The sequence below is a fragment of the Flammeovirga sp. OC4 genome, from assembly GCF_000812565.1.
Classification (GTDB): Bacteria; Bacteroidota; Bacteroidia; order Cytophagales; family Flammeovirgaceae; genus Flammeovirga.
Window position 1 is genome coordinate 118,096 of record NZ_JTAM01000007.1, and the last position, 13,251, is coordinate 131,346.

General features: G+C 36.0%; 6 protein-coding genes. 1 reads left to right on the forward strand and 5 read right to left on the reverse strand.

Annotated features, from left to right (window positions below):
• The first annotated feature begins 88 nt into the window (after positions 1-88).
• The gene (locus tag PL77_RS07900; RefSeq protein WP_044203546.1) at positions 89-2,869 is read left to right on the forward strand and encodes a bifunctional aconitate hydratase 2/2-methylisocitrate dehydratase; all 2,781 of its coding nucleotides are present in this window, start codon (positions 89-91) and stop codon (positions 2,867-2,869) included.
• Between the two features lie 313 nt (positions 2,870-3,182).
• On the opposite strand, the gene PL77_RS07905 is transcribed toward PL77_RS07900, so the two are convergent.
• From PL77_RS07905 to PL77_RS07925, 5 genes are all read right to left on the reverse strand, one after another.
• Entirely contained in the window at positions 3,183-4,697 is a 1,515-nt protein-coding gene (locus tag PL77_RS07905; RefSeq protein WP_044203547.1) for an NADP-dependent isocitrate dehydrogenase, read from the reverse strand.
• Positions 4,698-4,950: 253 nt separating this feature from the next.
• Positions 4,951-6,087 carry a hypothetical protein gene (locus PL77_RS07910; protein ID WP_044203548.1) on the reverse strand — a complete coding sequence of 379 codons (1,137 nt, stop codon included), beginning with the start codon at positions 6,085-6,087 and terminating at the stop codon, positions 4,951-4,953.
• An 18-nt stretch (positions 6,088-6,105) separates the two neighbouring features.
• On the reverse strand, positions 6,106-8,667 hold the full coding sequence (locus tag PL77_RS07915) for a TonB-dependent receptor (RefSeq protein WP_044203549.1): 2,562 nt from the start codon (positions 8,665-8,667) through the stop codon (positions 6,106-6,108).
• Between the two features lie 408 nt (positions 8,668-9,075).
• A complete protein-coding gene (locus PL77_RS07920; RefSeq protein ID WP_044203552.1) occupies positions 9,076-10,512 on the reverse strand; it encodes a hypothetical protein in 1,437 nt (478 codons plus the stop codon).
• Between the two features lie 27 nt (positions 10,513-10,539).
• Positions 10,540-13,071: a TonB-dependent receptor gene (locus PL77_RS07925; protein ID WP_044203554.1), complete on the reverse strand. Its 2,532-nt coding sequence runs from the start codon at positions 13,069-13,071 to the stop codon at positions 10,540-10,542.
• Between the last annotated feature and the right edge of the window lie 180 nt (positions 13,072-13,251).

The window sequence follows — 13,251 nt, forward strand, 5'->3', positions numbered from 1 at the left end:
TCTATCAAGTAATCAGTAATATACATATTTTACTAATTTACATAAAACAAACTTATAAACTACCTTTTACACCACAAAGAGAATTTTTATGAGCAGATATAACGAATACCTCAAGGAAATTGAAGAGAGAAAAGCGCAAGGACTTCACCCGAAACCGATCGATGACGCAGAATTACTTTCAGAAGTAATTGAACAAATCAAAGACACTGGTAACGAACACCGTGAAGGTTCACTTAACTTTTTTATTTACAACACATTACCTGGTACTACAAGTGCAGCAGGTGTAAAAGCGAAGTTTTTAAAAGAGATTATTCTTGGAGAAGTTGCTGTAGCTGAGATTTCTTCTGAGTTTGCATTTGAGCAATTGTCACACATGAAAGGAGGTCCTTCTATCGAAGTACTTTTAGACCTTGCTTTAGGTGCTGACGTAAAAGTTGCTGAAGAAGCTTCAAAAGTATTGAAAACACAAGTTTTCTTATACGAAGCGGATATGGAGCGTTTAGAGGTTGCTTTCAAAGAAGGTAATGCTATCGCGAAAGATATTTTAGAAAGCTATGCTAACGCGGAGTTCTTCACAAAACTTCCTGAAGTGGATGAGGAAATCAAAATTGTAACATTTATTGCTGGAACAGGTGATATCTCTACAGATTTACTTTCTCCTGGTGCTGACGCTCACTCAAGATCAGATCGTGAGTTACACGGACAATGTATCTTCGAACACAATAAAGAGCAACAAGCAGCTTTAAAAGCATTAAAAGAAGAGCACCCTGACAAGAGAGTGATGTTAATTGCTGAGAAAGGTACAATGGGTGTAGGTTCTTCAAGAATGTCTGGTGTAAACAACGTGGCATTATGGACAGGTATCCCTGGTAGCCCATATGTTCCATTTGTAAACATCGCTCCAATTATTGCAGGTACAAACGGTATTTCACCAATCTTCTTAACTACAGTAGGAGTAACAGGTGGTATCGGTATTGACCTTCAAAACTGGGTGAAGCAAAAAGATGCTGATGGTAACACAGTATTAGATGCTGAAGGCGAGCCAGTTTTAGAGCAGGCTTACTCAGTAGAAACTGGTACGGTGCTAACAATCAACACTAAGACTAAAAAGTTATACAACGGTGATCAAGAATTAATTGACATCTCAGCTTCATTAACTCCACAAAAGGTAGAGTTTATCAAAGCAGGTGGTTCTTACGCAGTTGTATTCGGTAAGAAATTACAATCATTCGCAGCGAAGACTTTAGGAGTGGAAGCTCCAGTAGTATTTGCTCCATCAAAAGAGATTTCAGTTGATGGTCAAGGTTTAACTGCGGTTGAAAAAATCTTTAATAAAAATGCAGTAGGAACTACTCCAGGTGTTACTTTACACGCAGGTTCAGACGTTCGTGTTGAAGTAAACATCGTTGGTTCTCAAGATACTACTGGTTTGATGACCTCTCAAGAATTAGAGTCAATGGCTGCTACAGTTATTTCTCCAATCGTTGATGGTGCTTATCAATCAGGTTGTCATACTGCATCTGTTTGGGATAAGAAAGCACAAGCAAACATTCCTAAGTTGATGAAATTCATGAACGACTTCGGTTTGATTACTGCTCGTGACCCTAAACACGTTTACCACTCAATGACAGACGTTATTCATAAAGTATTGAATGATATCACAGTTTCTGATTGGGATATCATCATCGGTGGTGACTCTCATACAAGAATGTCAAAAGGTGTTGCTTTTGGTGCTGACTCAGGTACAGTAGCATTAGCATTGGCAACAGGTGAGGCAACTATGCCAATTCCTGAGTCAGTAAAAGTGACTTTCAAAGGTGATATGAAGCCTTACATGGACTTCCGTGATGTAGTTCATGCCACGCAACAACAAATGTTGAAGCAATTCGGTGGTGACAACGTATTCCAAGGTAGAGTAATTGAGGTACATATCGGTACTTTAACAGCTGACCAAGCGTTTACTTTCACTGACTGGACTGCAGAAATGAAAGCGAAAGCATCTATCTGTATTTCTGAAGATGAAACATTAGTAGAGTCATTAGAAATCGCTAAGTCTAGAATCCAGATCATGATTGAGAAGGGTATGGACAACGAAAAAGGAGTGCTTCAAGGCTTAATTGACAAAGCAAATACAAGAATCGAAGAGGTGAAGTCAGGTGCTAAACCTCCATTGACTCCAGATGCTGACGCGAAGTACTTCGCTGAAGTAGTAGTTGACTTGGATGAAATCGTCGAACCAATGATTGCCGATCCAGATGTATACAACGAAGACGTGTCGAAGCGTTATACGCACGATACCATCAGACCTCTTTCTTACTACGGTGGAGACAGACAAGTTGATTTAGGTTTCGTTGGATCATGTATGGTTCACAAAGGCGATATGAAGATTCTTGCTCAAATGTTGAAAAACATTGAAGAGTTACATGGTAAAGTAGAATTCAAAGCTCCTCTAGTAGTAGCTCCTCCTACATACAACATTGTAGATGAGTTAAAAGAAGAAGGAGATTGGGAAGTACTTCAAAAGTACTCTGGTTTTGAATTCGATGATGATGCTCCTAAAGGTGCTGCTCGTACAAAGTATGAGAACATGTTATACTTAGAGCGTCCTGGATGTAACCTTTGTATGGGTAACCAAGAAAAAGCTGAGCCAGGTGATACTGTAATGGCAACTTCAACTCGTTTATTCCAAGGTAGAGTTGTAAAAGATTCTTCTGAGAAGAAAGGTGAGTCATTATTATCATCTACTCCTGTAGTAGTACTTTCAACTATCTTAGGTAGAACTCCTGATTTAACTGAGTACCAAGCAGCAGTAAAAGGTATCAACTTAACGAAGTTCAAGCCTTCATCTAAGCTTTTAGTTAATTCTTAATTAGAATTGATTTTGTAATTTGAAAGATGCTTTAAGTTTTTAAGAATCTTTCGATACAAATAAAAATATAGATCTCGGTGAGTAAGCTTTTTAGTGAACTCATCGAGATTTTTTTATTCAATAACTTCTGCTATTTGTTCATATGACTACTTAGAAAAGTTTTAAAAATTAATATTAGAGGAATTAGCCTTTTATTTTATGGTAGAACATCAAAATTTAATTGTTGAATAAGTGAAACTATATTTTGGTCATTTATCAAAAAAATACCCACTGAATGCAGTATGACATATACGTTCAGTGGGTTTATTATTACTTACTCGCCTTGGCCTAAAGAGAAACCTCTATGGCCTTCAAACTCATAAAGATTCTCAGTTTTGATAACATCGTAACCAAGATGATGTAATACGGATTGTAAAGCTAAGATATGTTCAAATTCAATGGCTTTATAATCAGGTTCATCTTTATTGATAATAGCACTTTGACTCACAAACCTGCATCTCCAATGGTCAGTGCAATACGTTTCGCTTAATCCCTCTGGATACACTTTTACACCTCTATTTGTAATCATTTTTAGCTTTAATTGATAGATGTCAAGCCTTGATAGTACGCTACCAAGTTTCTCAGGGTCAGCTTCTTTCCAATCCAAAAATACATCTACGCCCACCAATTCCTTTTTCTGTTCTTTTCTGATATAGTCTGGAATATTTATCATTCTGTTTCCCGAGCTACTAAAACTCTTTGGTAGAAGGTTAGGTGTTCGTCCAATATTTGAAATAATGATATTTGTAAACTCTTCAGTGCCTACCTGTTTTCTACTAACATCTTTTCTATAGATATCAGCAGTGTGATACCCCTGTTCGATCGTACATAGCCAAGCATTTTTGATCTTGTCTCCAATTTCAGCTTGTCCAATATGAGCAAGCATTGAGATAGCAGCATTTAAAAGTCCGGAGGGATTGGCGATGTTTTTACTGGCTATATCTGGGGCAGAACCATGAATTGCTTCAAACATTGCTACTTCTTTTCCTATATTTGAAGATCCACACATGCCTACTGAACCCCCAATTTCAGCGGCAATATCAGATATAATATCACCATAAAGATTTGAGGTTACAATTACATCATAATCTTCTGGTTGAGCCGCAAGTTTGGCAGAACCAATATCTATAATCTGTACTTCGTTTTTAATTTCAGGGTACTCTTGAGCGATTTCATCAAATACTTTATGGAATAACCCATCGGTAATTTTCATGATATTATCTTTGACCATGCATGTTACCTTCTTTCTATTGTAAACTTTTGCGTACTCAAAAGCGTATCTGATGATTCTTTCACAACCCGGTCTAGTGATTAGTTTTAAGCATTGATACACATCTTGGGTTTGTCTATGTTCGACTCCAGCATATAAGTCTTCTTCGTTTTCTCTTATGATAACCACATCCATTTTTGGGAAGTGAGTAGGAACAAAAGGAGAGTAGGCTTCTACAGGCCTGACATTGGCAAATAAACCTAATGTTTTTCTTAGAGTAACATTTAAGCTCTTGTATCCTTTTCCTTGTGGTGTTGTAATAGGAGCCTTTAGGATGATCTTGTTATTCTTGATGATACCCCAAGCATCTTCGTCTATACCTGATGTTTTTCCTGCTAAATATGCTTTTTCACCGAGTTCAATAAACTCTGGTTCTATTTCAGCACCGGCCTTTTTTAAGATGTTTAAAGTGGCTTTCATGATCTCAGGACCAATGCCATCTCCTTCAGCAACAGCAATTTTTACAGGTACTTTAATTTTCTTTTCTTCTGTTCTACTAACTAATTCTAATGTACTCATATGCAATAGGTTTTAAATGGTTATATCGCAAATATGAAGAAAATAAGTCATTAGTTTTTATTTATACTTTTAATGATAAACATAATAATATATTATGGTTTTGAGCTAAGAAAAGAAAAGTCATCTCCATTATTAGTGAAGATGACTTTATTTTTAAAGTTGTAAGAATGAAACTGTGATGAAAATTATTTATTTTTCTAAAGTGCTCATATTTAGATTTTTGAGCATTATTTTCATGAGTATATCTTATCCATTAAAGAGTGGCTTTATATACTCCTTCTGTAGGAGCACTGCCAGCAGGGTAGACTGCATAGATAACTTTGATGTTATCATTTTCCTCTATAGTTATTTCAGATTGAGAATTAAGAATTGTACCAATTTTTCTGTCAATATCCTCTTGTGAATTATTTCTAGTGTCAAAGTTAGGGAATGACTCACCCACCGAAGTATAGTCAGAAGCTTGAAGTGTATACGTTTTACCATCAGTAGGTTCGGTATCATCAGGCTGTCTTATAAAAGTATATACTGGTGATATTGCCCAATCAGAAGTTTCAGCAGACCATTTAAATGCTGAAGTTTGAGGGGAAGTATCAGTGATATTTTCCCATTCAGCCCCATTGTAATCAAACTGGGCAAGGTAATCTTTGTACTGAGCATTATTATCGTCATCAAATTCTCGTACGATATATTGAATAATTTTTGTGTCTCCTGCACTAGCAAATGGATCACTGTATAGTTTTAACCACACTGGAATTCGATCAATAGCTGTACTCTTGCTCGTGAAATAATTCGGATTAGTGGCCTGATCCATCAATTGATAATCGTCAGTCTGCAAAACATAAATCTGATGCCATATTGGACTTCCGAAAGATACATATTCAATTAAAGTGTCACTTGCTGTATTTCTACCATCGTAATAATTAGCAGTAAGCGCAACTATGTCAGTTTTAACAGCTTGTTTTCCAGATGTAAGCGTAAATACAGAATCACAAACAATAATGGATTGCGTGAGGTTGAGGTTACTGAAATTACCAAAGCGATCATAATCTGCTTGTGTGGCTGTATATTGTACCGTTGTTCCCTTATAGAGAGGGTTATAAAAGTCATAGGTTGCATTAAGAATATCTCCTTCGACACCTAGGAATTTTTGATTCAAAATCTGAGCTACCCCGCAAGTGTCATTATCAGGTGGTACATCATTGCTGAAACTTTTAAATCGTTTTACAGCGTCACTACATGATAAATCGTAATCGTCCTCGACAAGTGTATAATCTGTATTAGTAGACGGCCTTCCGTCAACAATTTGATCATTGATATCTTTTAAAGGATCACAAGCATTGATTGATATCAAGGCTAAGCTTATCCCAATATATTTGTAAATGCTTTTCATAATCTTGAGTATAAATGACTAGAAGTTTAATTTGATACTAGTTGTCCAAGTAGTGCCTGCTCCATAAAAAACGAGGGCAGTATCCCAATCGCGAGAAGCACCATCAAAGGCATCAGAAACATATTTGATGTTGAATACATTGTTTACTTTTGCGTAAAATGTTGCATCAAGGCTACCAATACCAAACTTGTAACTTGCATTTAAATCAAATAGGTTATAAGTAGGGACTTTCCATGCATCTTGTCTATTCTCTTCTGAATCAATTTGGGTAACATTGAAATCTGCAAATAGACGATCATAAATATTCCAGTCTGCACCTACTTTTAACCCCGCCATAATATTATAGTTAACACCTAAAGCAGCTGTTGTTTGTGCAGCATCACCAACATGAATACCCTTCGCAAATACATTCACTTCTCCTACAACTTGTTGAGTATCATCTAAGATAGGGACCCCTAACACATCTTTATCCCATTTCCAATCTCCTACAGACAACATACCCGTGATATTCAATTTATCAGTTGGTCTTATGACAAAATCAACTTCTACACCCATATGTACGGCGTCGATACCAGGAATATTGGCAGAGAAAGAAACACCACCAACAGGAACCGATGCTCTATAGTATTTATCCTTCCATGTAGTATGATAGAAATTAATATTACCTGATATTAATTTACCTCTGTAGCCATAACCTAATTCAAAACTTAGTGCTTTTTCATTTACAACTCCTTCATTGACATCATTGGTAAATGTTGGGAAAACGCTATTGAAGAAAGGTTGTCTAGAGAAATAACCGGCATTGAAAAATACGTTATGTACATCAGTTAGATTATAATTAGCTCCACCTTTTATATTGAAACCAAAGAAGTTTTGCCATTCCGTTTCTTGATTTTCAGGTCGTTTTTGGAAGTAATCAATTCTTTTGAAGGATTGGTTCGAAATAGATCCAGATAAAAATGCAGAAAGTTCATCTTTAGAGTATTCGGCTTGAGCATTTATACTTTGCCACCAAACATTACCATCGTTATTATATTGTATCTTATCACCGACCTTTACAGCTCTAGGATCAGCACCAACAGCTCCAGCTTCTGCACCTCCAACGGATGGGTCTGTATAAAATTGCCCTCCAAGAAGGTCTCTTAATTCACGGTAATGATTTCCTTCATAATATCTAATATCAAGGCCTCCAGTGAAATTAATATGCTCTGAAAGCTGGGTGGTAAGTGTAGCGAGACCTCCGTACCATTTATGATTATTGACACTGTTATATAAAACAGTTTCTGAACCTTCGCGGCCTTTAGCGATATTTTCATCGACAATACGATCAAAGTCAATCACGCCGTCTCTTCTCCAAGGGTTATTGATGTTAGGTGAGAATTTATCAATACCAGCACCTCCAGATCCACCTCCATTACCGATAGAAGCATATATAACAGTAGCGAGATCCATTTTTTCGTTGATGTTCCAATACCAGTTCAATGACATTTGAGGTTTGTGGTAAAAGTTTTCTCTTACATTGGCCACTTGTCCATTTCGGTAACCCCAATCTCCATTGTAGACTATTCCTCTTCCTGATTCCTTAAAATCAGATAACAACAGCTTATTTCTTCTTTGCCCGTGTACCTGTGGTGCACCAAAGACTGTAAAGGCAAGTTGATGACTTTTATTGATCTCTTTTGAAATGTTAGCGAAGTAAGAATATCCTTCGAATTGCGTTCCGTCTACAAAACCATTTCCTGCTGTTCTAGCTCCTGAAATACTAATTGCCCAACCATTGTCAGTCAAACCTGTTGAAGCTGTAAAAGCAACTTTATTGTATCCATTGTTACCGATCCCATAGAAAATATTTCCACCTTTCTCAGCGTCGGTTGTCTTCGTTAAAATATTAATTGTACCTCCAACGGATGGTACTGCAACTTTTGACGCTCCTAATCCTCTTTGAACTTGCATTGATCTTGTAACATCTGCTAAACCAGCCCAATTTGACCAGAAAACCGCTCCATTTTCCATATCATTGACTGGTACACCATTGATCATTACCGCTATATTTTCAGAAGAAAAACCTCTTAGGTTTATTCTACTGTCACCGTATCCACCACCTGCTTTTGTAGCATAAACGCCAGGTGTAGATTTTAAGATTTCTGGAAATTCTTGAGAACCTAATTTTTCTTCTAATGCTTCAGGCTTAATCGTCGAGACAGCTACAGGAGTTTTACGGTCAACGGCAATCGAGGCTACTACTTCCACTTCTGCTAATCCAATTGCATCAGAAGCCATTTCCATTTGCCCAAGATCGGTTTCTTTACCATTTAATGAGATTTGCTTTTTGATAGATTGTAATCCAATAAAGGAAATAATTAGGTTGGCATCACCAGATTTGGAGGTTTTGAGGATAAAATTCCCATCGAAATCTGATGTAGTTCCAATAGTTGTACCTTCGATTACGATAGATGCACCTATGACAGGTTGAGCAACATCTTTTTCAATTACGGTACCTTTAATTACAGTAGTTACTTCCTGTGCATAAAGCGAAAGACTTGCTATAGTACATAGAAGCAGCAATGTAGCCTTTTTCATAAGAAATAGTTAATTAATTATTGAAGAGTAATTTTATAGTTAATTTTTTTGAAAAATTTTCTCTTTAAAATTTTAACCTAATATAAATATTAAAAAGTACTTCTTCGATAGGTAGGTGTATTGTTTATAGAATTTCAAAAGGATAACACGAAAAAGTTACATGAAGACTTTGTATAGTTCCATAACACAACGAAATGCCATGTAAGATATTGAATATTAGTGTTGTAATTTGGATAGTAAAGGAGTGAGTAGCTTATGTTTTTTTCTAATGTAATAAATAATTAGTGTTCTTGCTGTAATAGGTAAGAAGTGCAAATAGAATTCTTTGGTTAATAAAAATCCTACTACTCACGTTTTACTAAGTAAAAGTAGAGTAGTAGGATAAATTATGATTAGCCAATGGCTAAATTATATACGTACCCAAGTTTCTAAGGTAGCGTCATAAATAAATAGTCTTGTTTGTACACTATGTGAACCATTGTAGAATTTGTAAGACACTGACACTTCTTGATCAGGTTTTGCTAAGTCACTATAGTTCTCTGTTAAGATATGGATGATTTTAGCATCGTTGATGTTGTCAACTTCTTTGCCATTGTATTCACCTGGCTCGTCACCCCAACCAAAGTTTTTGTACTTATCATCTCCAGTTAATGCGTAGTCTGCATCTTCAAGTTCAATTACTACAGTTTGTGAGTGAGCCCAAGAAGCTTCCTCATGCTTGTATTTGAACTTATCCATATTTGTGCTTTCCTCAGCATATGGAGCAACTTGTTTCCAAGCTCCTTCCATGAAAGTGTACTCAACAATATGCTCAGTAGTACCTCCGCTATAGTAATCATATTTGATTCTAATGTTATCGTTCTCTTGAGCATATGGGAACTTACCAGCTAAGAATCTTGGAAGGTAATTCTCTTGTTTTACAGAGCTAGAGAAGTTAGGATATTTGAAACCGAAGCTATCATAATCTTCTTTTGCAAGTGTATAGTATTCTTGAGTTAAGTCTTCTTCAGCGATTTTTTTCCAAACTGAAGTTTCGTCTTTTTGGAAGAATTCAGAATACTCCATTACTTCACCTCCGATGTCACCCACCTTGTACACTGCTGCACTTTGAGAGTCTTTTGCTTGATCAGGGTACTTTGAATTGAAGATTGTTGTGATCTTAGCTTCTACATCATCTGAAGGTAAGAAGTGGTATGCACATCCTTTTAAAGTATCAGCTTTGAATACTAAAGTATCTGCAGACGTATCATCGCCATCATATACATCAAAGATTACAGCAGTAGATTTTGTTCTATCAGCACTACGTTGTGTTTCAAGAACATCACTGATCATTGCTTCAATTCTGCTTGAGTAAGTGTAACCTAAATAAGCACCTTCATCATAGTCATCATCACTGAAGTTAGGGAATCTAAAACCTAGGTAAGTATAATCATCACTTTCTAATGTGATTTCTACCTCTGCATCTTCAAATTTCAATGTGTCAATAGACCAACCTGCCTCTTCTTTACAAAATTCGTTACCAGCAATAGCGTAATCGCTGTCTGTAAAGAAACTCTTAGGAGTCATGTTTTTCATCTCAACAGTATAAGTCACTTCAACAATTCTACCATCAGTGAACTTACTTGCAGTATAGTTTTCCTTAAGGTAATTAGGAATTGAATCTTGAGCTTCTTTCACACTGAAGAAAACCATATCCTCTGATGAAATTTCAAATGCATCAGGAATAGACTCATCATCTCTTTGATCTGATAAATCTTGTTTTACTGAATCATTCAAATCCTTGTAAGGATCACATGAATAAAGTCCAGCAACAATAGCAAGAATATATATTAATGATTTTTTCATTTTTCGAATAAATTGAATGGTTTCAGATTAGAATTTTAATTTCATACCCATGCTCCAAGATCTACCCCAACCGTAGTAAACTCTTTTTGCAGATAATGCAGTATGGTCAGTACCGTCAGTAGCATCAGTGATATAAGTAGTGTCAAAGATGTTGTCAACGTTACCGAAGATAGAAGTATCTAACTTACCAAGTTTGAATTTATAATTGATGTTCATATCAACTACTGAGTAATCTTCTAATCTCCAAGATTGTGCTCTATCTTCTGAATCAGTACGATCTGTTGGATCGAAATCAGCATAGTTGTCGCCGAAGAAGTTGAAGTCAGCTCCAATTCTTAAACCTTTGATTAATTCATAGTTAGCACCTAAAGCGGCTGTAGTTTGTGCTGAGTTACCTACTTTGATATCTTTCAAATATACATTGATATATTCTTCGATGTTGTTGTTGTCATCAAATACAGGAATATCTCTGATGTCATTATCATATTGCCAATCTCCAATTGAAAGCATAGCAGTGAATGATAATTTATGATTCACTTTGTAGTTGGCATCGAATTCAATCCCTTGGTGAGTTGAATTTAAGCCTAAGATGTTTGCACTTCCTTGCTGACCAGCTTGAACTCTAAATGATTGATCTTGCCATTTTGTATGGTAGACGTTCACGTTTGCTTTCAATTTTGCAGAACGGTAACCATAACCTAATTCGAATGATAAGATTTTTTCGTTTTCTGCATCTGCATTAGGAACGTTTTGGAAACCTGGGAATGCAGTTCCGAAGAAAGGAGCTCTAGAAATGTAACCAGTATTGAAGAATACATTATGGTTGTCAGTTAAGTTGTAGTTTACACCACCTTTACCACTAAAACCTAAGAAATCAAGTGCAACAGATTTTTGGTTTTCAGGTGTATATTGGAAGTAATCGTATCTTGTATAAGTAGTATTTGAGATAGCACCTGAAACAAATGCTGATAATTTGTCTTTAGAGTATTCCAACTGACCAAAAACACCAGTCCAATATACTTCACCATCGTTATTGTAACCTACTTTATCTCCTACAACAGCTTTTTTACCAAGGTCATTGATGTTGTCATCACTTGTATAGTAAGTACCTCCTAATAAATCTTCTACTTGACGGTAGTGCTCACCATAATAGTATCTTAAATCAACACCTGCCATTACTGTTAAGTAGTCCGTTAACTTATTGTCATATGTTGAAATACCGCCTACCCAAGTATGGTTGTTGTTTGAAGATCTAAGTACAGTTGAAGCACCTTCTCCTCTTGCAGCAGCAGCAATATTGTCATCTCTGATTGCTTCAAAGTCAATCAAACCATCATTTCTTCTATAATTAGCATCATTTGATTTATCATCACCTAATAAACCAGTACCTCCACCAGTACCAAGAGAGTAGTAAACTGAAGTTGATAGGTTAGATTTCTCATTGATTTTCCAATAGTGGTTTAATGAGATTTGTGGTTTGTGATAGAAGTTAGTGTGCATATTGTACACTTGACCATCCAAGTAACCCCAATCTGGATTGTATCTTCTTCCATATTTTTGATAGTCTACGATACCTTCATCTCTACCTGTTCTTTGACCGTGAACTTGAGGAGCACCAAATGCAGTAAATGAAATCATGTGATTTTTATTGATTTCTTTTGCAATGTTCATAAAGTAAGAGTATCCTTCAAATGCTGTTGCATCTACATATCCGTTACCAGTAGTTCTTGATCCTGCAAAAGTTACAGCAAAACCATCGTCCATTTTACCAGTAGAAAGGTTAACACTCATTTTTTGTCTACCATCATTACCAATACCGTAATATAATGTACCACCTTTTTCAGCATCAGTAGTTTTAGTAATGACATTAATAGTACCACCAACAGAAGGAACAGCTACTTTAGAAGCACCTAAACCTCTTTGTACTTGGATTGTACGAGCTACATCAGAAAGACCTGCCCAGTTTGACCAGTATACAGTACCATTTTCCATGTCGTTTACAGGAACACCATTGATCATAACGGCAACGTTAGTTGAGTTAAAACCACGAATGTTCACACGAGCATCACCAAATCCACCACCTTGTTTTGTAGCATAGATACCAGGAGTTGATTTTAATATTTCAGGGAATTCTTTAGTTCCTAATTTTGTTTCTAATCTCTCAGGATTAATTGTTGATACAGCTACTGGCGTTTTACGATCAATAGCAACTGAAGCGATAACTTCTACTTCTGCTAGACCAATAGCATCAGATGCTAAAGTAATTTCACCAAAGTTGATTGCTGTACCATTAAGTGTGACTTCTTTCTCTATTGTTGTCAAGCCAACAAATGAAATGATCACAGTTTGCTTACCGTTTCTTGAAGTTTTTAATTTAAACTCTCCATCGAAATCAGAGATTGTACCAACAGTAGTTCCTTTTAGTACAATTGAAGCGCCGATAACTGCTTCACCAGTTGCTCCGTCAATAACTTTACCTTCAATAGTTGTAGATACCTCTTGTGCAAAAAGAGATAATGAAACTATGAATGACAGAAGTAACATAAACGACTTTTTCATAAAAGAATAAGTTTGTTTAATTAGATAAATAAATTTGAATTAGATTTCGAGGGCAAAACTATGCTATATTTTCACAATAATTACCATAATTAATGCAACTAAATCACTGTAAAATCACATATTATTGAAAATGAGTATGTTACAACTATCAAACAAACGTTAATTCACTTAGGCTTAACA

Bases quoted from the DNA above. Each gene is read 5' to 3' on its own strand.
- PL77_RS07925 (WP_044203554.1), bottom strand. From the start codon at position 13,071: ATGAAAAAGTCGTTTATGTTACTTCTGTCATTCATAGTTTCATTATCT.
- PL77_RS07910 (WP_044203548.1), bottom strand. From the start codon at position 6,087: ATGAAAAGCATTTACAAATATATTGGGATAAGCTTAGCCTTGATATCA.
- PL77_RS07920 (WP_044203552.1), bottom strand. From the start codon at position 10,512: ATGAAAAAATCATTAATATATATTCTTGCTATTGTTGCTGGACTTTAT.
- PL77_RS07915 (WP_044203549.1), bottom strand. From the start codon at position 8,667: ATGAAAAAGGCTACATTGCTGCTTCTATGTACTATAGCAAGTCTTTCG.
- PL77_RS07900 (WP_044203546.1), top strand. From the start codon at position 89: ATGAGCAGATATAACGAATACCTCAAGGAAATTGAAGAGAGAAAAGCG.
- PL77_RS07905 (WP_044203547.1), bottom strand. From the start codon at position 4,697: ATGAGTACATTAGAATTAGTTAGTAGAACAGAAGAAAAGAAAATTAAA.